This window comes from Echinicola arenosa (assembly GCF_014841125.1).
GTDB lineage: Bacteria > Bacteroidota > Bacteroidia > Cytophagales > Cyclobacteriaceae > Echinicola > Echinicola arenosa.
The window spans coordinates 716,716-736,820 of the sequence record NZ_JACYTQ010000002.1 but is presented as its reverse complement, the minus strand read 5'-3'; the positions used below and the strand labels follow the sequence as shown (position 1 = coordinate 736,820).

The window sequence follows — 20,105 nt, the reverse complement described above, 5'->3', positions numbered from 1 at the left end:
TGAAATTGTAACTGGTTATTGGAAATCATTCATCAATTTTTGTTCTCTCTTCTTTTAAGTAGGCTTGTTTGTATTCGCCATATTGGTTGAATCGATCTTCAAATTGTCGGTAGTAAATATAGCCACTAAAAACATTCGAATAATTATCTCCAAGCTTAAGTCTCAAATCAGTTAAATAGTCTCCAGTGAATATGGGTACCTTTGTTAATACCACTTGATTGGGACCGAGCATGAGAGAGCGTAATCCAAAGCCACATATATAAAGGTACTCTTCTTCAATTTTAGACCAATTCCCTGTGCTGTCACAAGCTTCAAGTTGGGCCATAATTCTATTTTCAGTACCCAATATGATTGTGTCATTTTCTGAATTCCTGATTAGCACTGGATATCCTGCTCCGATTTTTTGGGTGGTATCTACATGGATTTTTACAATATTAGTATCCTGAGCGTAAGGATACGTGTATTCATCATTGTATGACAACTCTTTCAGAAAAGGTTTAAGAGTATTTATGTTGTTCCTTTTTTCAAAAACAGTTATAACTGAATCATTTGAATCAGGTGGGGCTGGTGGAGAATACAAGAAGTGATCTACATAAAGAGTGTCTTTTTCTTTGCCTATGTACAAAACATAGTAATTTCCTGTACTCAACCAAGTTTCTTTTTTAACATCTTCATTGAAATATGTTTTCAAACCTCCAGAAATAGTATCTAACGTGACCGGGAACGGTTGAAGTAAAACACTATTCAAATTTGAAGTTGATTTATCGATATCTCTCGTTGTTTTATGGTTACAGGAAAGCAAGTAGAGCAAGCATACGGACCAAATAAAATAGACTCTCTTCATATTTTTTTACTGAACCTAAATATAAATTAACTTCAGTAAAAATAAAACTATATATATAGGTGATATTTAAATGAAAAGGTTAGAAACTGGAAGGTTAGTTTTCACTAACCTTCCTCTATCAATGAAAGGATATTCCCTGCAGGATCCTTGAACCAGGCAATATGGGGGCTGTGCTTGCTTTTTGAAATTCCCTTTTCGTTGGTTTGAATTTGTCCGGTATATTGTTCAAAGGTTACTCCCTTTATGATAAGTGCATCCACCGTCTTCTCTAGATTTTTTACAGGAAAGTTTAAGATGGTAAATGTTGCGGGTTGATGATCTGGTTTTGGATAGATGATGGTAGGCTGGTTTCCTGTAATATGAAGTTCCAATATCCCCATAGGATTATCGGTGACATTTAAACCCAATATATGGCCATAAAAGTGCTTGGCGTGGTCTAGATCATTTACGGCGAAACTTCCGAAGGCTTTGCTTTTTTCTAACATGGCTTATGCTGTTTGGTCTACTTTAATAACGAAGGAAACCATCTTTTTGATCTTCGGATTTTTGAAGCCGCTAAATTCATAAGTGTCGCAAAAGGCGTAGAGACTTTCATCCTTCATCTTTATTTTGCCACTTACTGCAGCCTCCTTTCCGTGGGTAATAATTTGGGCCAAGCTTATTTTAAGGGGAGCTTTTGGCATCATTTGCTGAAGTTCGCTTTGTACAGCAGCTTTTCCCAGGATTGTTTTATCTCCCACAATAACCCACTCAACATCATCGGTCATCGCGTCAAGAACCGTTTTGATATCACCATTGGCAAACGCTTCATTAAAGCTTTTTAGGAACTTTCCTTTCTCGGTCATAAGGATTTCAATTTGTTTTTCTTCGTTACTGAGATTTAATGCTATCAATATACAAGGAATTCAGTACCACGCATATTTGGCTTTTAAGCTGGCTAGAATCCTTTCAAGCTGGTAAGTGTGACGGCAGGTATGGAAGATGGTAAACCACAGCCATTCCAAGCGGGTAAAGGCCCCATACTCTGGAATGGTAAAATCTTTGCATTCCAGGGTCAGGTCTTGATTTTCGAAAAGTTTGAATGATGAGAACTTATTGTTTAAGTTGGTTATTAAATGTGATTTTGAAATCACCCCAGAAGCTGGAAGAATGGCTGCTGGAGATTTCATTTTAAGAGAAAAGTCCAAAAAGGTTTTTTTGATGTTCCACACTTTTTGGTCAGGAGGTCGGTTACAATTTTTAGTTTGACCATTCAATGTTTCCACCACCCCATACGATTTCAGTAAATGGTCACCCACTTGTGCTGCGGTCCAACTTCCTTCGAAAGGAATTCGGTTGAGGTCTGATTCATTGGTGTTTTCCAAGAGGGAAATCAGTCTACCACTGATCTCCTCAAGTTCAGAAAACACATCTTTGTTTTGGATGTTCATAATCTTAGAGATTAAGAAAGTTTAGTTTGTCAAAACACCTGCTTCCAAATTGCTTTTGGTTTGAAGTTTATGGAAGTACCTGTAAGAAACCAATAAAATGGCGAATACAAATAGTGGGAAAATAGTTTGTAAACCAAAGCCATCGATGGCCCAATGACTCACAAATGCCGAAATGAAAGTAATGGCAAAGCCTGCATAGGCCCATTCTTTTACACGGTCAGGTACTTGGGGAATGATAAGTACCAATGCTCCCAAAACCTTGAACACAACCAGTTCTACCCTGAAGTAATCTGGGTAACCCAAGTGCCGAATACCTTCTACGGCCAATTCCGTATGGGAAGTCAGGGCAGGCATAAGCCCGTCCCAGAGGAAAATGATCCATGTGGCTACCCAATAAATGATTTTATTCTTTTTCATGAGTTAGGTTGGTTTAAGGGCAAAAGCATTTTCCATTTTTTTCCGTACTTGTCCCGAAGTTCTCCAAATATATCTCCCCAGAATTGTTGGCCTACAGGTTCCAATACTGTTCCTCCTGCTGAGAGCAATGCAAAACACTTGCGCAGTAGTGATTCATCATCAAAAGTCAGGATATTCGACATATCATTGCCTGGTTGGTGACCAGCAGGGCCTTGCATGTCAGTGGCCATGATCGTGAAATTTTCATTTTTCATCTCACCATGCATGATCAGGCTTTGTTGACTTTCGGGAAATTGGTCCTTCATGGGACCGTCTTGAAACCTCATCAGAAAGGTGTCACCACCAAAGCAACTTTGGTAGAAATTTAAGGCTTCCTCACAATTCCCGTCAAAACTAAGGTATGGGCTAATATTGATCATAACATTCACTGGTTTGGTAAGGCACTTTCATCCATATAGCAGAGCTCCCATTGGTGTCCATCGAGGTCAGCAAAGCTGTGTTGGTACATCCAGCCATGATCTGCTGGATCCATATAAGTGTTCCCTCCTGCCTCTATGGCCTTGGAGACCATGTCATCGACTGCTTGTTTGCTTTCTATATCCAATGCAATCAATACTTCGGTCGTTGTGGTCGCATCAGCAATGGCTTTCTTGGTAAATCCTTGGAAAAATGGCTCCGTCAAAAGCATGGCATAAATGTTTCCATCATTAATGACCAAGCAGGCCGCTTTTTCATCAGTAAATTGCTCATTGAAAGTAAATCCGAGGTGCTTAAAGAACTCCATGGATTTTTTCAAATCCTTTACAGGCAGGTTAACAAAAATTTTAGATGGCATAATTTTTTAATTTTAGGTTCATTACAAATTTATAAGATAGTAGAAAGAATAAAGGAGTGCAAATACGTCAATGTGAAGGGTTGATTGCGACAAAGCTTCTGAATATCTTAGTGTTATGAAAAATGTATCTATTGTTATTCCGAGAGGCCATTTTAGCTTGGTCAATATTGAAGGCACCTATCAAATCTTTTCTTGGGTCAATGGCTGGCTGGTCAGTCAGGGCAAACCTCCTTACTTTAAGCTTCAATTGGTAGGACTATCCAAACCTGCTCAGCAATCTACAGGCCTATATGAGATTCATCCCGAAAAACTTATTGAGGAAGTGAACAGTACAGACTTGATTGTGATTCCGGCGATTCATGGAGATTTTGATGAGGTGATTGAGGCCAATGCTGACTTTATGCCTTGGATTATAAAAAACTATAAAAGAGGTAGTGAAGTGGCCAGCTTATGTATTGGCTGTTTTTTCTTGGCCGCAACAGGACTTTTGGATGGAAAACAATGTGCCACCCATTGGCAGTTTGCCAATGAATTTAGAAAACGCTTTCCTCAATCTCTTATGGTAGATGATAAGATCATTACGGATTCTGACGGCTTATATACGAGTGGTGGGGCTTTTTCATTTACCAATTTATTGATTTACCTGATTGAAAAATATTTGGGAAGGGAAGTGGCAGTGATGGCGGCAAAGTCATTTATGATCGATATTGACCGGGAAAGCCAGTCTCATTTCATTCTTTTTACCGGTCAAAAAGAACATCACGATGAAGAAATATTGAAAGCCCAGAAGTACATTGAAAAGAACTTCATGGAAAGAATCACTGTAGATGAATTGGCTCAAATGTTTGGAGTAGGTAGAAGAAGCTTGGAAAGAAGGTTTAAAAATGCTACTTCAAATACAGTGGTTGAGTACATCCAAAGGGTCAAGATGGAGGCCGCCAAACAGGAATTGGAAAAAGGTCGAAAGACCGTCAATGAAGTAATGTATGACGTTGGTTATTCCGACAGCAAGGCTTTTAGAGGAGTTTTTAAGAAAATCACAGGACTTTCACCTATTCAATATAGAGACAAATATGCTTTAAGTAGGATCAAAAGGACGCTAATGCAAGACAGTTAACGCATAGGAAAGTTGGTCTTTGCTTACTTAGCCATAGATGTCATTAAGGATTCCTGCCAACCTTATTCCCCCCGCCAAAAGACGGGCTTCAATAATGGGAAAGTATTTATAGTCATATTCATAGGAAAGTCGCTTGTTTTCAGGCAAATCATAAACAAAGGGTCTGAGGGAAACAGCTTCCTCCAACCATGCTGACAATGGAGCACCTTGTAGCTCCTTAATCGTTTGTTTATCGGCTCTATTGTTTAGGTGAGTAGCCAATTCAGTAAAACTGAGGTGCTGCCTTTCAATCATCTTGGTGTCCCAAACGGTATGAAGGTTGGTTTTTTGATTGAAATAATAAACATCCACCTTATTGCCTCCCATGTCTTCTCCTGTACCCACGTGTAAAGGTTGGTGCAAGTCTCCCACAATATGGATCAGCATTTTCAGGTTTTCCTGTTTTTTCTTCAGCGATAAAGGTTTGTTTTTAAGCTCATCAATGAGTCGCTGTAAAGTTTCATAAGCATCTCCACCCTCTTCCTGAATAGCAGGGTTATAGCCTTCGCCTTCATGAACAGTAAGGAAGTGCCATGTGTAGGCGTAATCGTAGTCATGGTCTGATCTAATTTGGTCCATCCAGTTGGCGACCATGGGGATGGATTCATGTCCTAATATCTTGGCAATGCTTCTTTGGGCTTTTGAATTGAGGTGCCAAGCAGCAATCTGTCCAATTACCCGGTGACCATTTTGACCCCAACCATAAGATTGAAAAATCATTGAAGTGCACATAAAAAGCGCAATAAATAGTTTCTTCATGTTAAATGATTTGTCCGTAAACAATTGTGCACTTACCGAAGAAGATTAGCCTTCAGAAAGCTCATTAATGGCAATCCAGGCCATTAGGCCTGCTCCCACTTCGAGTGCACTTTCATCAATATCAAAAGTAGGCGTGTGCACCCCACTGGTGATGCCTTTTGCCTCGTTTCTAATTCCTAATCGATAAAAGCAACCATCCATTTCCTGGGTATAGTAGGAAAAATCTTCTGCTGCCATCCAAATATCCAAATCTTCTACATTTTCTTCACCTAAATATTCCTGAGCAGCTTTATAGGCCCGATCTGTCAACTCAGGGGCATTTTGTAGAAAAGGATAGCCTTTTCTTACTTCAAAATCCACTTCACCTCCCATACCTTCGGCCAGCCCTTCAGCGATTTTAACCATTTTTTTATGGGCTTCCGCTCTCCACTCTTCATTGAGTGTTCTGAAGGTTCCCTGGATTTTCACTTCATCTGGGATTACATTGGTAGCTCCTAAAGCTTCTATGCGCCCAAAAGACAATACAGAAGGGATTTTAGGGCTAGCATTACGGCTGATCACTTGTTGCAGGGCCACAATAATATGTGAAGCAATTAAAATAGGATCTATTAGCGTCTCAGGCATGGCACCATGCCCTCCTTTACCTTTGACAGTCAAGTAAAGTTCATCGGCACTTGCCATGTACATTCCTTTTCGAAAGCCTACTTTTCCAGCATCGATTAGCGGCATAACGTGTTGCCCAACGATGGCACTTGGTCTTGGGTTTTCCAAAGCCTTATCTTTGATCATCAGTGATGCTCCTCCGGGGATCTTTTCTTCTCCAGGCTGGAAAATCAACTTGATGGTTCCTTCAAATTCATCTTTGACTTCATGAAGGATTTTGGCTGCGCCAAGAAGGGAAGCAGTGTGCACATCATGTCCACAGGCATGCATTACCCCTTCATTCTTGGATTTGTAGGGTACATCATTTTGTTCGATGATGGGCAGGGCATCCATGTCTGCTCTTAAGGCAATGATTTTTTTCTCAGGATTTTTGCCTTCTACCAATGCTACAAGCCCTGTGTCAGCTTTGCGCTCAATCTTGGTGATGCCAATGTTCCTTAAATTTTCTTCTACAAAGGCACTGGTTTGGTGCTCTTCAAATGAAAGTTCTGGATTGGCATGAATGTGTCTTCTATTTTCAGTGATTTGACTGAGCAGCTGCCCAGCCAAATCTTTTACTTTATCTTTTAACATACTAGTTGGTTCCTACTTCTGCCTCAATTTCTTCATCCTCTTCGGTTTCTTTTCCAAAGCGTTCTTGAATTATTCTGGCTCCTGGGAAGTCTTTTTTGATGGTATGGAACAATGATTGTGCCTCTATGCGGTTGATATATTGGCCTACTTTGACCAAATATCGAGGTTGTTCATATTCCATTTCTGCCTTGATTTGTGTAGGCAGGGTATTGTAAAGCTGGTTTCTTGTTTTGAAAGCTTCGTCCCTATCGATACCGCTATAAACTAAAATGGTGAATCCATTGTAAACTTCCCTGTCCGCATTTTTCTGGGCAAAATTGTCAAGTGCTATTGCCAGATCAGCATCTACTGGATCACCAGCATCGCTACTTACAGGCCCACTATTTTTTACGGGCTCCAATTGATTTGCTTCAGGCAAATCAGGAAAAGTCACTCTTGTGTAAGAGAGATCTTCACTGTAGTTGTTATACGCGGCTGCCGATTTGCTCATTTTGCCACTGCCGGCACAACTCGCAAGGATTAAAACCAATAGCAATAGGAAAAAAGTCTGCTTCATCATTTATTGTTTTTAGTCTTCTATAACAATACACTTGCCAGAAACGATGTCCTGCTCAACACTTTTATATTTTACATCCTTTTTCACGTTTCCATTAGGGTACTGCACAGAAACACGGTCATTTCTACCATATGCTTTTTCAGATTTTCTTGGAGCAACTACTTGTTTTTCAGCTCCTCTGTTTGCAGCTGCGGCGGCAGCTGCAGCCCTGTTGGCATGAGGATTTAAAGTGCTGTTGGCATCTTCTTTGGAAGCTTGAACTTTAGGCTCAGGTTGCCTTTGCGCTTGGGCAGCTCTTACCTGATCTGGATTTTGCTGTGGCAATTCAGCCTTGGCCAAGAAAGAAATGACATCCTCATTTAGTTTGCCTACAAATCTTTTGAACATTTCGAATGCTTCAAATTTGTAGATCAATAATGGATCTTTCTGTTCATAAACGGCATTTTGCACCGACTGCTTCAGATCATCCATGTCTCTTAGGTGCTCTTTCCAGTTCTGGTCAATGATTGCCAAGGTCACATTTTTCTCAATGGCACGAATCAAATCTCTTCCTTCATTGGAAATAGTGGATTCCAGATTGATCACCACACCAATTTGCTTGATGCCATCAGTAATCGGTACCATGATCTCTTTGACAGTGGCTCCCCTATTTTCATAAACGTCCTTCAAAACAGGCATGGCACGCTCGATTACGCGCAAGTTTTTGGTGACATAGTTTTGGTAAGATGCATCAAACAGCTCTTGTGTAAGCACTGCAACATCCTTGGATTTGATATCTTCCTCGCTGAACTTATGGTCAATGCCTAGAGAACTATAGATATTCATTCTAAGGTTCTCAATGTCTTCTGTGCTCTTGGCCATTTCAATGATGCCTTCACAAACATCAAACATTACGTTCAGAATATCTAGCTCAAGACGTTCGCCCATAAGCGCATTTTTTCTACGCTTATAAACAACCTCTCTTTGGGAGTTCATGACATCATCATATTCCAATAGGCGCTTACGAACGCCAAAGTTGTTTTCCTCAACTTTTCTTTGGGCACGTTCGATGGATTTGGTGATCATGCTATGCTGGATCACTTCACCTTCTTCCAGTCCCATTCTATCCATCAATTTGGCAATTCTGTCAGAACCAAAAAGACGCATGAGGTTATCTTCCAAAGACACAAAGAATTGGGAAGATCCCACATCTCCTTGACGTCCTGCACGACCTCTAAGCTGTCTATCTACCCTTCTGGATTCGTGTCTTTCTGTACCAATAATGGCCAGACCACCGGCTTTTTTAGATTCTGGAGTCAATTTAATATCAGTACCACGGCCGGCCATGTTGGTGGCAATGGTCACTGTTCCTGGCTTTCCTGCTTCGGCAACTACTTCCGCTTCTTTGGCGTGCTGCTTGGCATTCAATACTTGGTGTTTGATTTTCTTCAAAGTCAGCATTCTGCTGAGCACCTCGGAGATTTCCACAGAGGTAGTACCCACCAATACTGGTCTTCCCGCATCTGTAAGTTCATTGATTTCGTCTACTACTGCATTGAATTTTTCGCGAACGGTTTTGTATACTTTATCTTCCCGGTCATCCCTTTGGATTGGTTTGTTGGTAGGGATAACAACCACATCCAGTTTGTAGATTTCCCAGAACTCACCTGCTTCCGTTTCAGCAGTACCTGTCATACCAGATAGCTTGTGGTACATCCTGAAGTAGTTCTGTAAGGTGATGGTAGCATAAGTTTGGGTAGCATCCTCTACCTTCACATTTTCTTTGGCTTCAATGGCTTGGTGAAGTCCATCAGAGTACCTTCTGCCTTCCATGACACGGCCTGTTTGTTCATCGACAATTTTCACTTTGCCATCTACCAAGATATATTCGGTGTCCTTTTCGAACATACAATAAGCCTTCAGCAATTGGTTTACGGTATGAATCCTTTGGGCTTTTACACCATAATCCTTGATGATCTCTTCTTTGCGAATCAGCTTCTCTTTATCATCAATGGATTCATCTTTTTCCATTTCGGCGATTTCTGTGCCGATATCAGGAAGAATGAAGAAACTGGAATCTTCGTTTTTCTTGGTGATAACTTCAATACCATTGTCAGTAAGGTCAACCGTGTTGGTTTTCTCGTCAATGGTAAACAAAAGCGGTTCATCCGCTTCTGGCATCATTCTTTTATTGTCCTGCAAATAGTAGTTTTCCGTTTTTTGGAGAATTACCCGGATACCAGGCTCAGACAGGTACTTGATCAAAGGCTTGTATTTAGGCATTCCGCGATAAGCTCGGAAAAGTGCCAATCCACCTTCTTTTTGGTTTCCGGCAGCAATAAGCTTTTTACCTTCGGTAAGGTAGCCTTGAATCAGTTTTCTCTGTTCGTCCACCAAGGTAGAAACCCTTGGCTTCATTTCGTAAAACTCATGCTCATCACCTCTAGGGATAGGTCCTGAAATGATCAATGGTGTTCTGGCATCATCAATCAATACAGAATCGACCTCATCAATCATTGCAAAATGGTGCTTGCCCTGAACCAGGTCATCGGCATTTCTGGACATGTTATCCCTCAGGTAGTCAAAGCCAAATTCATTGTTGGTACCATAGACAATATCAGAGTTATAGGCTTTTCTTCTTCCGGCAGAATTAGGCTGGTATTTATCGATACAGTCCACTCTGAGGCCGTGGAACTCGAACAGAGGAGCATTCCACTCACTATCCCTTTTGGCTAAGTAGTCATTGACGGTAACAATATGTACACCTCTTCCTGCCAAGGCGTTGAGGTAGGCTGGCAGGGTGGAAACCAAAGTCTTACCTTCACCGGTGGCCATTTCTGAAATTTTTCCTTTGTGAAGAGCAATACCACCGATCAGCTGCACATCATAGTGGAGCATGTCCCATGTGATCTCGTTGCCGGCCGCGTTCCAGGAATTGTGCCAAATGGCCTCTTCACCACTGAGCTCTACATTGTCCTTTCTGGCTGAAAGCTCACGGTCATAATCATTGGCCTTGACTTTCAACTGACCGTTTTCTTTGAATCTTCTGGCGGTTTCTTTCACAACAGCAAAAGCCTTGGGCAGTACTTTTTCCAATACCACTTCCAAGGCTTCATTACGGTCTTTTTCTACATTGTCAATTTGGGTAAAAAGGGCATCCTTTTCATGTACCTTATCGGCCGCCAACGCATCAATTTCAGCTTTTAATGAGGCAATGTTGTCATCAAAGGTTTTTAGTTCAGTGTTAATGGTACCTTTGATTTCAATGGTTTTTGCTCTCAGCTCCTCATCGGAAATGGAGGACAGCTGCTTGAATTCAGCATTGATTTTATCCACATAGGGAAGCAATTCTTTTATATCTCGATCTGACTTGGTCCCGAAGACTTTGGCCAGACCTTTAGCAATCATGTCTAACATATGAATTGTGTATTGTAATAGGGCTTAAAATTACTTTCTTTTTATAACAATCGGTAGTTTTTGGCAGCTTGATTGGCTGGTTTCTACCAATTTATTGTTTTGCGTTTTTGCTTAAATTTTGATGGTTCCTTTATAAACCTGCTCCGCCGGGCCTATCAGCAAAATATCCTTAAAGCTACCGTCAGATGTTGCGGCAAATTTCACTGATAAGTTTCCTCCCAATGCTTTAATTTTTACGTGATTGAGTTTGTTTTGATACCCGTAAACCAATGCACATGCCGTAACTCCAGTACCACAAGAGAGTGTTTCATATTCCACACCTCTCTCATAGGTTCTCACATAAATCTCATCTTCAGCTAAAGTAGAAACAAAGTTTACGTTGGTGCCAGAAGGTTGGTAGGTATCACTATAGCGAATGGAAGCCCCTTCTTTTACTACGGGATATTGCTCCACATCATCCACAAAACGAACATGGTGAGGTGAGCCTGTGTTGACGAAATAATCTTGGTCGGCATTGGAGATACTGTGTACATCACCCATGCCCAATTCTACAAGGCCATTTCGGATACTTGCTTCGTGGGGGCCATCTATGGCAAGAAATTTGGTATGTTCATCTATAATACCCAAGAACTTGGAAAAAGCAACTGCGCACCTTGCACCGTTACCACACATGCTTTGTGAGCCGTCGGCATTGAAATAAACCATTTCAAAATCAAAGCCCTCTTTGTTGCGGATAAGGATAAGGCCATCAGAACCTATTCCAAATTTTCGGTCGCAAAGTTGGCTGACGAGTTCCAGGTTTTTATGATCAAATTGCTCGTTGCGGTCATCGATCATCACAAAGTCATTGCCTGTTCCTTGATATTTATAAAAAGATAAATCCATTTAATTCTATTAATAATGAGTAAAATCGGGGATTCAAAAACTAATCCATTTTCCGATTATCCTACAAACATAACCAACTTGTCATTAATTCGGACGCAATGTCTGATTATTGGTTTTATTTTAGTAATGATTTAATTACCTTGCTTATAATCAACCATAAAATTATTGATTGAAATAATTATAGTTAGCAAATGATTTTCGAAATAAAATTCTAAATATGATGAAAAAAGTTTCATTTAACCCTTCTAGAAGAACTTTTATAACACAAAGTACCAAGGCCACTTTGGCAGTCGGTATTGGAAGTAGCGCTGTAGGCTCTGCTTTTCTAACCGCTTGTGGTGGTACAAGTGAAAAAGAGGAAGAAGAAGTAGTGCAATTGAGTACAGGCTTTTCCCAGGCGGGCTTAGCTTATGACTATGCTGCTTTAGAGCCTAATATAGATGCCATGACCATGGAAATTCATTATACCAAGCATGCTGCGGGTTATGCCAAAAAACTTAAGGCGGCCTGTGAAGCAGAAGGGGTAGATATGGAAAAACCGTTGGAAGAGGTACTGATGAAGGTGTCAAACTACAGTACTGCCACGAGAAACAATGGTGGAGGACACTATAACCATGAACTCTTCTGGAGCATCATGTCTCCTGAAGGTGGTGGCAAGCCTGAGGGTGAATTGGCATCAGCTATTGATGAAGCGTTTGGGAGTTTTGATGCTTTTGTGGAGAAATTTGAAGGAGCTGCTAAAGGTAGATTTGGTTCTGGCTGGGCATGGTTGGTAGTTGATGAGAACAAAAAGTTGCAAGTAGGATCTACTCCAAATCAAGATAATCCCTTGATGGACATTTCTGATTTTCAGGGAATCCCTTTGATGGGGATAGATGTATGGGAGCATGCCTATTACCTGCACTATCAAAATGAAAGAGGAAAGTATGTTTCCAATTGGTGGAATGTGGTCAACTGGTCAGCAATCTCAGATCGATACCAATCCATCGTGTAGGAAGATTTTCAAAATATGATTTTAGTCAAGGCCAGAAATTTTCTGGCCTTTTTTTGTATTTAGGTGTTATTTCACCTTTTTTCGTCTCATTAATACTGACAGCAAAAAATTATGAAAGATCCAAAAACATTAAGCGCAGTAGCTGCATTTCATGAAACCTTTAAGCATCCCATTTTAGCTTCTCCGACCATTCCGGGTGAAAATCGGTCCAAACTAAGGGTTTCCCTGATTGCTGAGGAACTAAGGGAACTGGAAGAAGGAATCAAAAATGAGGACATTGTGGAGGTAGCTGATGCTTTATGTGACATACAGTATGTATTGGCAGGTGCCGTTTTGGAGTTTGGGCTGGCGGATAAGTTCAAGGAGCTTTTTGATGAAGTGCAGCGGTCAAATATGAGTAAGGCTTGTAAATCCGTTGAGGAAGCCGAAGCGACCATGTCCCATTACCAGGCTCAAGGAGTTGAATGTTTCTATGAACAAGAAGGGGATCTGTTTTTGGTTTTTAGAAAAGAGGACCGCAAGACCCTGAAATCTGTTAATTACTCTCCAGCAGATTTAAAAGGAATATTGGGAAAATAAGGTATGATAGATCGTATCCAATAACCACTAACCCCATAACAAAATGATTTCTTCGAAAAGGATATTGGCCTTGATGGCAATTGGAAGCCTGTTGGTTAGCCCTGCGTTTGGTCAAAAAAGAGCGAGGGACTATGGCTTTGATTTTGGTGTCCTACACCCTGGACAATGGAATGCCATTACTGATGTGCAAGGCGTTAAGGTTGGACATCAAACTGTAATCAAAGGTGATAGTGTAAGGACTGGGGTTACAGCTATTTTGCCACATGCCGGGAATATTTTTCAAGAAAAAGTCCCTGGAGCAGTACATGTGGGGAATGGTTTTGGGAAACTGGCAGGAACTACCCAGGTAGAAGAACTTGGAAATATTGAAACGCCAATTATCCTGACCAATACCTTAAGCGTGGCTGCGGGAATTGAAGGGGGAATTGATTACACTTTTTCTTTTCCAGAAAATGACGAGGTGCGATCGGTCAATGTAGTAGTGGGAGAAACCAATGATGGTTATCTCAATGATATTAGGGGACGCCATGTCAAGCCAACAGATGTGGTAGCAGCTATCCAGTCTGCTAAAACTGGAATGGTGAAAGAAGGTAATGTGGGCGCTGGGACGGGCACGATTTGTTTTGGGTTTAAAGGAGGTATTGGGACATCTTCCAGAAAATTACCTGAAGAACTGGGAGGTTATACAGTGGGAGTGCTGGTGCAGACTAATTTTGGTGGTGTTTTGCAAATAGATGGGATGCCCTTTGGCAAGCTCTATGGGCAATATGCTTTCAAAAATCAGTTGGAGTCGGCAGATGGTTCCTGCATGATCGTCGTGGCTACTGATGCCCCAGTTCTCGAAAGGAACCTTAAGCGAATGGCCAAGAGAGCCATTATGGGATTGGCCAAGACGGGTGGAATTGCTTCCAATGGTTCGGGAGATTATGTAGTGGCTTTTTCTACGGCTGAGGGGCTGCGCATCCCTTATGATTCAGATGGTAAAGAGCTGTTGGAGCAAAGCATGATCAATAATGATTATATGAGTGGTTTGTTCTTAGCAACCATTGAGGCCACAGAAGAGGCTATTATCAATTCACTTTTTGCAGCGCAGGATATGACTGGCCACCAAGGGCATCAAGTTAAAGCTTTGCCAATAGAGGAGGTGCTAAAGCACATGTCGAAGGACTAGGTTTTATTTCTTAAGGTTGATTCACCTTAATTTAGCCATTTAAATTTTTTAACAAATCACTTGTTTGTTTTAAAAGATATCTGTTCTATATTTACTTTGTAATTCAAAGTACTTTCTATGGAACAGCAAAAATACATTGAGGATTTAAAGGATATCAGGGATATCATGAACCGGTCTTCCAAGTTTATTTCATTGAGTGGAATGTCTGGTATATCGGCTGGTGTATTTGCATTGATTGCGGCCTTTGTCGCTTACAAAACAGTCTATGTAGAACAGGTTGATTTGGATTATAACACGATTTTGATATCATCAGATAGTATCATGAAATTGATGGTTATTGGAGCAGTTACCTTGTTGTGTTCCATTGCGGCTGGCGTGTTGTTTACCAAACGAACCGCCCAAAAGAAAAAGCAGAAACTTTGGGATTATCAGACTAAACGCATCCTGATAAACCTGGCTATTCCGATTCTAACGGGAGGGATATTATGTGTGACTCTGCTTTCTCATGGTTTGATTGGCTTGATTGCCCCTTTGACCTTGATCTTCTATGGACTTTCTTTGGTCAATGCCAGCAAATATACTTTGGGTGAAGTGAGAAGTTTGGGATTGGCCGAAATAGTGTTAGGTTTGCTCGCTGCTTATTTTGTAGGCTTTGGTCTGCTATTTTGGGCCATAGGTTTTGGAGTACTTCACATTGTGTATGGAGTGGTCATGCAGCTAAAGTATAAATCGTGAAAGAGTTATTAAAGGATTTAAATAAGGCTTTTGAGAATAAAATCCGGTTGGGGATCATGTCCGCCCTGGTGGTCAATGATTACCTGGATTTTAATTCTCTTAAGGACCTACTTGGGGTGACCGATGGGAACTTGGCCAGTCACTTGAAATCATTGGAAAAAAGTAAATATGTTTCTTTTAAAAAAGAGTTTTTGGACCGTAAACCGAATACGAAATACTCAGCAACAAACGAAGGAGTCAAGGCCTTTGAAAAGCATATTAGGGCCATTGAACAATTGTTAAAATAAAAAAATTTAACCATATACTTTGTGTTTCAAAGTACTTTTAAATCAATCATTATGAAAACAGAAAATTCCCCTATCGAGAAAATTGGTTACTGGATCAGTCATTCAGTAACCTTAAAACTAATTGTGATTACCATTTTGACCTTATTGATGCTGATCCCATCAGCGATGGTGCAAGATATCATTAGTGAGCGGGAGGCGCTCAATGATCAGGCTGTGAAAGAGGTAAGTTCCAAATGGGCAAATGGTCAGCAAATAAATGGACCAATTTTGACCATTCCTCTCGTGTATGAATATGAGAAACAGGATAAGGTGGAGACGGTGGTGAAGTACTATTATGTATTGCCCCGTGAGCTAAAAGTGAATGGAGATATTATTCCAAATAAGCTGAGGAGAGGCATCTATGAGGTGGTGGTCTACCAGTCCCAGTTAAGGGTAGCAGGAAGCTTTGATCTTTCCCAGAAAATTGAAATGGCCAATCTAAAGGAAGTCCAATATGACCAAGCTTTCTTAACAGTAGGGATTTCTGACTTGAGGGGAATCAAAGAAGAGGTGTTGCTTCAGTGGGGTAAAAGGTCATTGGCCGTTAGTCCAGGCTCGAAGGTGCCCGAGATCTTGACTTCTGGAATTACCATTGATTTACCTGATTTGATGTCTGAAGTAGGCCAAGAGGTACCTTTTGAGTTTTCATTAAACTTGCAGGGAAGCCAACATTTATCTTTTGTGCCTGTTGGAGCCACTACTGAAGTTAGTCTATCCTCTCCATGGATTTCCCCAAAATTTGATGGCAACTTTTTGCCGGATCAAAGAGAGATCAATGATGAAGGATTTCAGGCCGATTGGAAAGTGCTACAGCTAAATCGTAATTTTCCACAAAGCTGGGTGGATACGAACCAAAGTGCTAATCTGCAAATGGCTGCTTTTGGTGTAGAATTGATTTTGCCTTTGGATGATTACCAAAAGTCAATGCGCTCAGCCAAATATGCTGCGATGACCATTATCATTACTTTTTTGGTCTTTTTCCTAGTTGAAATCCTCAACAAGAGAAAAATTCACCCTTTTCAATATGCACTGGTAGGTTTTGCTTTAAGTTTATTCTATGTGTTGTTGGTATCCCTTTCAGAGCATATTGATTTTAATTTGGCCTATGGAGTTGCTACCATTTGTATTATCTTGATGATTTCATTGTATTCCTTGACCATATTTAAGGCAAGCAAATTGACAGCCCTTTTGGTGTTGATCTTGATAGGAGCATACAGCTTCCTGTTCGTAACCCTCCAGCTCACAGATTATGCTCTTTTGATGGGAAGTGTAGGATTGACAATCATCCTTGGTTTGACCATGTACTTTACCAGAAATGTAGATTGGTACAAGATGAGTGTGGGAAAAGAGGAATAGGGAACTTCTTTACAGAATCACCTCAAAAGAGGTGATTCTGTATTTACCGCTTATCAGTCTAAGGATGAAATGATAAGCAAATAATGCTTTTTATAGAAAATAATTTTTTATCCCTTTTAGAATCGATATTTTCAAAGATTCAAATTTAGTAAACCCTATTGATAATTATGAATAGACGCGATGCGATGAAGAGCATGGCGGTCCTTTTTGGTAGTGCACTTTCTGTGTCTACCTTAGCTGTATTTCAGCAAGGATGTACCCGCTCAAAGGATGCTGTTGTGGGAGTTTTCGGGGATGAGAAGACTCAAATGATGGCTGAAATAGGGGATATTATTATCCCCGAGACTCCAGATTCACCAGGAGCAAAAGCAATTGGTATTGGGGCATTTATGGTAAAAATGTTGGAGGACTGTTATTCACAGGAAGACCGGGAAAAAGTTTCTGCGGCTCTGATCTACCTGAATGAAAAAGGAAGTTTTTCTTCTGCATCACCCGAGGAAAGAATAGCAGCAGTGAGTGATTTGGACAGTAAGGTTTACGGTAAAGATGAAAGCTTGGATGAAGGCTTGGGAAGGGGGTATAAAGTCATTAAGGAGCTTACCCTATTTGGTTACTTTTCTTCCGAAGCAGGGGCCACACAAGCACTTCGATATGAGTTAGTGCCTGGCCGATTTGAGGGATGTGTAGATCTTGAACCGGGCCAGAAGGCTTGGGCGTAAATTAAACCCAAAATCATGAACTTAAATATTAAAGCTAATAAAGAAAATACCTATGACGCAATTGTTGTAGGATCTGGTATCAGTGGTGGTTGGGCCGCAAAGGAACTTTGTGAAAAAGGCCTGAAAACTTTGGTGCTGGAAAGAGGACGAGATGTAAAGCACATCAAAGATTATCCTACCACCAATTTGAACCCTTGGGAACTTGACCATCATGGGTGGGCAACCAATGAGACCAAGGAAAACCATCAAATACAAAGTAGGTGTTATGCTTTTGGTGAGGATACCCAGCATTTCTGGGTAAATGATAAGGAGAACCCCTATAACGAGATCAAGCCTTTTAATTGGCTCAGAGGTTACCATGTCGGAGGTCGCTCCTTAATGTGGGGGCGTCAGTGTTATAGGTTAAGTGACATTGATTTTGAGGCGAATGCCAAAGATGGATATGGAGTAGACTGGCCAGTACGATATAAGGACTTGGCTCCCTGGTATGAATATGTGGAGAAATTTGCTGGGATTTCTGGCCAAGCTGAAGGACTTCCTCAATTGCCAGACAGTCACTTTTTGCCAGCGATGGAAATGAATTGTGTGGAGAAACATGTTGCAGCGAGGGTTAAGGAAAAATTCGATGACCGAATTATTACTATTGGTAGGGCGGCACATGCTACTACTGCCATCAATGGCAGAGGACCTTGCCAATACAGAAACCTCTGCTCCAGAGGATGTCCTTTTGGAGGATACTTCAGCAGTAATTCCGCAACATTACCCGCAGCGATGCAAACTGGAAATATGACTTTAAGGCCATATTCTATCGTGACAGAAGTGATTTATGACAAAGAGTCTGGCAAAGCTTCAGGGGTAAGAATCATGGATTCTGAGACCAGGGAATATACAGAGTACTATGCTAAAATAGTCTTCTTGAATGCCTCGACATTGGGTACAGCTTGGATTTTACTGAACTCCGTTTCGGACGCTTTCCCAAACGGATTGGGCAATGGTAGCGAACAAGTAGGTCATAACCTGATGGATCATCATTATGGTGTGGGAGCTTCAGGAAAGATAGAGGGCTTTGGAGATAAGTATTTCTATGGTAGAAGGCCGAATGGTATTTATGTTCCTCGATTTAGAAATATCAGTGAAGCAACTAAGCGAGATGATTATGTGCGGGGCTTTGGTTATCAAGGTGGTGCGGGAAGAGGTCGTGGACAAGGAGGGCCAGAGGGAATTGGTGCTGATTTCAAAATGTCCAAAACAATGCCCAGCGAAGATTGGAGTTTCGGTATTGGATCATGGGGAGAGCATCTCCCTTATTATGAGAACAAGGCCACACTTAACCATGATAAACTAGATGCATATGGACTACCTACTTTGGATATAGACTGTGAATTTAAAGAGAATGAGCTGGCTATGAGAAAAGACATGCGCCAAAGTGCGATGGATATTTTGGAAGCAGCAGGAGCTAAGGATATTCATTCCTACGACAGTGCTCCGCCTCCAGGTCATTGTATCCACGAAATGGGGACAGTAAGGATGGGGCGTAATCCAAAAACTTCTGTACTTAATGGCTTTAACCAAATGCATGAGGTTTCTAATGTGTTTGTTACGGATGGATCTTTCATGACATCCTCGGCCTGCCAAAATCCTTCATTGACTTATATGGCCTTTACAGCTAGAGCTTGTGACCATGCTGTGAAAGAATTGAAAAAACAGAATTTATAAATAGACCTAGAAAGACCGAAGTAATTCGGTCTTTCTTTATGCCCTCATTAACCAGACTACCAATGAAATTCACTGTTTTCATCTTATTTTTATTATGTTTTTCCACTTTTGCTTTAGGGCAGGAACTTGTTGGCCAAAAAGAAATCATCTTTTCAGCGATTAAAGGAAATTCCAGTAAGGAGAAAATAATATACATTGATCAGGAGAATGCAAGTTCAACTGAATTGGATTTTGAAATTAGCGGTAAAGATGCTTCGTATTTTCAAGTTGATTCAGTACTACCTTCTAAACTTATCGTTTCTTTTCGGCCTGATAGTTTGTTTGTAGGTATCGCTCACGCAAGGTTTAAAGTGGATTATAAAGGAGGAGATGCAAGGTATTATCAATTGAGAGGTTTGAGTACGAATGCTCTTGAGGGGGAAAATGAGCCTCCATTAGCAGAAGTGGTGAAAGCTCTTGGCCTGGGGACTGATATTGGCTGGTCGAGCTTGGCCAATCATATTGAACCTGACTTGGAGGGGGAAGAACTGGAGGTCAATAAGTTTAAAAAGGCGAAGCCAGGTGTGGTTGAAATGATTCCCGTAGCCCGATACAGTCCTGCCTTTACGCTTCCATTTGGCTATTACTTTTTGGATAATATTGAGCCTCAACTCCAAGAAGTTGGGATATTGGAAGGGGATCTCAAGTATCCGGAACACCAAACTTTATTTCCAGGCTTAAAGGAAGGGGGAATGACCTTTGACCCGGGCGAACAGAAATTTGGGTTTTACACTACTAGTCCTTCACATATTGCCTATTCAGAGGATGCTTGGAACAAGAAATTCTATCCAAATCATGCCGAACACGCTTGTAGAGTTTACCCTGTAAGAACAAGTAATGGTCGGATTTTACCTGATCAATATTTGATTTGTTTCGAAGAAGCAGCAAATGGTGATTATCAGGATTATGTATTTTGGGTTAAGAATGTTGCCCCCTTAAATGAGTAAATGCTGGAA

Annotated in this window: 22 protein-coding genes; 10 read left to right on the top strand and 12 right to left on the bottom strand. The window is 41.0% G+C overall.

Translation table 11 applies throughout. The annotated features are described in order from the left end of the window. Positions 1 to 25 precede the first annotated feature (25 nt). From IFO69_RS07815 to IFO69_RS07785, 7 genes are all read right to left on the bottom strand, one after another. Complete coding sequence (locus tag IFO69_RS07815) at positions 26 to 748, bottom strand: hypothetical protein (protein ID WP_192009503.1); 723 nt, start codon at positions 746 to 748, stop codon at positions 26 to 28. Positions 749 to 948: 200 nt separating this feature from the next. After that, positions 949 to 1,329, bottom strand: a complete 381-nt coding sequence (locus IFO69_RS07810; protein WP_192009502.1) for a VOC family protein — start codon at positions 1,327 to 1,329, stop codon at positions 949 to 951. A 3-nt stretch (positions 1,330 to 1,332) separates the two neighbouring features. Further along, positions 1,333 to 1,689 carry a nuclear transport factor 2 family protein gene (locus IFO69_RS07805; protein ID WP_192009501.1) on the bottom strand — a complete coding sequence of 119 codons (357 nt, stop codon included), beginning with the start codon at positions 1,687 to 1,689 and terminating at the stop codon, positions 1,333 to 1,335. A 60-nt stretch (positions 1,690 to 1,749) separates the two neighbouring features. Further along, positions 1,750 to 2,274, bottom strand: coding sequence for a DinB family protein (locus IFO69_RS07800; RefSeq protein ID WP_192009500.1), 525 nt, complete (start codon positions 2,272 to 2,274; stop codon positions 1,750 to 1,752). Between the two features lie 21 nt (positions 2,275 to 2,295). After that, on the bottom strand, positions 2,296 to 2,691 hold the full coding sequence (locus tag IFO69_RS07795; protein ID WP_192009499.1) for a DoxX family protein: 396 nt from the start codon (positions 2,689 to 2,691) through the stop codon (positions 2,296 to 2,298). Then, positions 2,688 to 3,110 carry a VOC family protein gene (locus IFO69_RS07790; RefSeq protein WP_192009498.1) on the bottom strand — a complete coding sequence of 141 codons (423 nt, stop codon included), beginning with the start codon at positions 3,108 to 3,110 and terminating at the stop codon, positions 2,688 to 2,690. Before IFO69_RS07790 ends, IFO69_RS07795 begins: the two co-directional genes overlap by 4 nt. Positions 3,111 to 3,115: 5 nt before the next feature. Beyond that, positions 3,116 to 3,526 (bottom strand): VOC family protein, encoded by a 411-nt coding sequence (locus IFO69_RS07785; RefSeq protein ID WP_192009497.1) that lies wholly within the window; start codon positions 3,524 to 3,526, stop codon positions 3,116 to 3,118. Positions 3,527 to 3,641: 115 nt separating this feature from the next. On the opposite strand from IFO69_RS07785, the gene IFO69_RS07780 reads away from it, so the two are divergent. Continuing rightward, the gene (locus IFO69_RS07780) at positions 3,642 to 4,643 is read left to right on the top strand and encodes a GlxA family transcriptional regulator (RefSeq protein ID WP_192009496.1); all 1,002 of its coding nucleotides are present in this window, start codon (positions 3,642 to 3,644) and stop codon (positions 4,641 to 4,643) included. Positions 4,644 to 4,670: 27 nt separating this feature from the next. Here the strand turns inward: IFO69_RS07780 and IFO69_RS07775 are convergent, their stop codons facing one another. From IFO69_RS07775 to dapF, 5 genes are all read right to left on the bottom strand, one after another. After that, entirely contained in the window at positions 4,671 to 5,441 is a 771-nt protein-coding gene (locus tag IFO69_RS07775) for a S1/P1 nuclease (RefSeq protein ID WP_192009495.1), read from the bottom strand. 45 nt (positions 5,442 to 5,486) lie between these two features. Beyond that, positions 5,487 to 6,677 carry a M20 metallopeptidase family protein gene (locus tag IFO69_RS07770; protein WP_192009494.1) on the bottom strand — a complete coding sequence of 397 codons (1,191 nt, stop codon included), beginning with the start codon at positions 6,675 to 6,677 and terminating at the stop codon, positions 5,487 to 5,489. Position 6,678: 1 nt separating this feature from the next. Next, positions 6,679 to 7,236 (bottom strand): hypothetical protein, encoded by a 558-nt coding sequence (locus IFO69_RS07765; RefSeq protein WP_225444043.1) that lies wholly within the window; start codon positions 7,234 to 7,236, stop codon positions 6,679 to 6,681. Positions 7,237 to 7,245: 9 nt separating this feature from the next. Continuing rightward, positions 7,246 to 10,629, bottom strand: a complete 3,384-nt coding sequence (gene secA, locus IFO69_RS07760) for a preprotein translocase subunit SecA (RefSeq protein ID WP_192009493.1) — start codon at positions 10,627 to 10,629, stop codon at positions 7,246 to 7,248. A gap of 111 nt (positions 10,630 to 10,740) precedes the next feature. Then, positions 10,741 to 11,514, bottom strand: a complete 774-nt coding sequence (gene dapF / locus IFO69_RS07755) for a diaminopimelate epimerase (protein ID WP_192009492.1) — start codon at positions 11,512 to 11,514, stop codon at positions 10,741 to 10,743. A 220-nt stretch (positions 11,515 to 11,734) separates the two neighbouring features. On the opposite strand from dapF, the gene IFO69_RS07750 reads away from it, so the two are divergent. The 9 genes from IFO69_RS07750 to IFO69_RS07710 all read left to right on the top strand — a co-directional run bounded on the left by IFO69_RS07750 (position 11,735) and on the right by IFO69_RS07710 (position 20,096). After that, entirely contained in the window at positions 11,735 to 12,508 is a 774-nt protein-coding gene (locus tag IFO69_RS07750) for a superoxide dismutase (protein ID WP_192009843.1), read from the top strand. 111 nt (positions 12,509 to 12,619) lie between these two features. After that, positions 12,620 to 13,087: a pyrophosphohydrolase domain-containing protein gene (locus tag IFO69_RS07745; protein ID WP_192009491.1), complete on the top strand. Its 468-nt coding sequence runs from the start codon at positions 12,620 to 12,622 to the stop codon at positions 13,085 to 13,087. A 43-nt stretch (positions 13,088 to 13,130) separates the two neighbouring features. Then, positions 13,131 to 14,258, top strand: a complete 1,128-nt coding sequence (locus tag IFO69_RS07740) for a P1 family peptidase (RefSeq protein WP_192009490.1) — start codon at positions 13,131 to 13,133, stop codon at positions 14,256 to 14,258. Between the two features lie 117 nt (positions 14,259 to 14,375). Then, entirely contained in the window at positions 14,376 to 14,993 is a 618-nt protein-coding gene (locus IFO69_RS07735) for a hypothetical protein (RefSeq protein ID WP_192009489.1), read from the top strand. Continuing rightward, entirely contained in the window at positions 14,990 to 15,280 is a 291-nt protein-coding gene (locus tag IFO69_RS07730) for a winged helix-turn-helix domain-containing protein (protein ID WP_192009488.1), read from the top strand. Before IFO69_RS07735 ends, IFO69_RS07730 begins: the two co-directional genes overlap by 4 nt. A gap of 51 nt (positions 15,281 to 15,331) precedes the next feature. Next, positions 15,332 to 16,675, top strand: coding sequence for a cell envelope integrity protein CreD (gene creD, locus IFO69_RS07725; protein WP_192009487.1), 1,344 nt, complete (start codon positions 15,332 to 15,334; stop codon positions 16,673 to 16,675). A 167-nt stretch (positions 16,676 to 16,842) separates the two neighbouring features. Further along, on the top strand, positions 16,843 to 17,394 hold the full coding sequence (locus tag IFO69_RS07720; protein ID WP_192009486.1) for a gluconate 2-dehydrogenase subunit 3 family protein: 552 nt from the start codon (positions 16,843 to 16,845) through the stop codon (positions 17,392 to 17,394). 15 nt (positions 17,395 to 17,409) lie between these two features. Continuing rightward, positions 17,410 to 19,110 carry a GMC oxidoreductase gene (locus tag IFO69_RS07715; RefSeq protein ID WP_192009485.1) on the top strand — a complete coding sequence of 567 codons (1,701 nt, stop codon included), beginning with the start codon at positions 17,410 to 17,412 and terminating at the stop codon, positions 19,108 to 19,110. 62 nt (positions 19,111 to 19,172) lie between these two features. Continuing rightward, on the top strand, positions 19,173 to 20,096 hold the full coding sequence (locus tag IFO69_RS07710; protein WP_192009484.1) for a hypothetical protein: 924 nt from the start codon (positions 19,173 to 19,175) through the stop codon (positions 20,094 to 20,096). Positions 20,097 to 20,105 lie beyond the last annotated feature (9 nt).

Coding starts and splice junctions, on each gene's coding strand:
- IFO69_RS07810 (WP_192009502.1), bottom strand. CDS start 1,329: ATGTTAGAAAAAAGCAAAGCCTTCGGAAGTTTCGCCGTAAATGATCTA.
- IFO69_RS07805 (WP_192009501.1), bottom strand. CDS start 1,689: ATGACCGAGAAAGGAAAGTTCCTAAAAAGCTTTAATGAAGCGTTTGCC.
- IFO69_RS07800 (WP_192009500.1), bottom strand. CDS start 2,274: ATGAACATCCAAAACAAAGATGTGTTTTCTGAACTTGAGGAGATCAGT.
- IFO69_RS07795 (WP_192009499.1), bottom strand. CDS start 2,691: ATGAAAAAGAATAAAATCATTTATTGGGTAGCCACATGGATCATTTTC.
- IFO69_RS07790 (WP_192009498.1), bottom strand. CDS start 3,110: ATGATCAATATTAGCCCATACCTTAGTTTTGACGGGAATTGTGAGGAA.
- IFO69_RS07785 (WP_192009497.1), bottom strand. CDS start 3,526: ATGCCATCTAAAATTTTTGTTAACCTGCCTGTAAAGGATTTGAAAAAA.
- IFO69_RS07780 (WP_192009496.1), top strand. CDS start 3,642: ATGAAAAATGTATCTATTGTTATTCCGAGAGGCCATTTTAGCTTGGTC.
- IFO69_RS07775 (WP_192009495.1), bottom strand. CDS start 5,441: ATGAAGAAACTATTTATTGCGCTTTTTATGTGCACTTCAATGATTTTT.
- IFO69_RS07770 (WP_192009494.1), bottom strand. CDS start 6,677: ATGTTAAAAGATAAAGTAAAAGATTTGGCTGGGCAGCTGCTCAGTCAA.
- IFO69_RS07765 (WP_225444043.1), bottom strand. CDS start 7,236: ATGATGAAGCAGACTTTTTTCCTATTGCTATTGGTTTTAATCCTTGCG.
- secA (WP_192009493.1), bottom strand. CDS start 10,629: ATGTTAGACATGATTGCTAAAGGTCTGGCCAAAGTCTTCGGGACCAAG.
- dapF (WP_192009492.1), bottom strand. CDS start 11,514: ATGGATTTATCTTTTTATAAATATCAAGGAACAGGCAATGACTTTGTG.
- IFO69_RS07750 (WP_192009843.1), top strand. CDS start 11,735: ATGAAAAAAGTTTCATTTAACCCTTCTAGAAGAACTTTTATAACACAA.
- IFO69_RS07745 (WP_192009491.1), top strand. CDS start 12,620: ATGAAAGATCCAAAAACATTAAGCGCAGTAGCTGCATTTCATGAAACC.
- IFO69_RS07740 (WP_192009490.1), top strand. CDS start 13,131: ATGATTTCTTCGAAAAGGATATTGGCCTTGATGGCAATTGGAAGCCTG.
- IFO69_RS07735 (WP_192009489.1), top strand. CDS start 14,376: ATGGAACAGCAAAAATACATTGAGGATTTAAAGGATATCAGGGATATC.
- creD (WP_192009487.1), top strand. CDS start 15,332: ATGAAAACAGAAAATTCCCCTATCGAGAAAATTGGTTACTGGATCAGT.
- IFO69_RS07720 (WP_192009486.1), top strand. CDS start 16,843: ATGAATAGACGCGATGCGATGAAGAGCATGGCGGTCCTTTTTGGTAGT.
- IFO69_RS07715 (WP_192009485.1), top strand. CDS start 17,410: ATGAACTTAAATATTAAAGCTAATAAAGAAAATACCTATGACGCAATT.
- IFO69_RS07710 (WP_192009484.1), top strand. CDS start 19,173: ATGAAATTCACTGTTTTCATCTTATTTTTATTATGTTTTTCCACTTTT.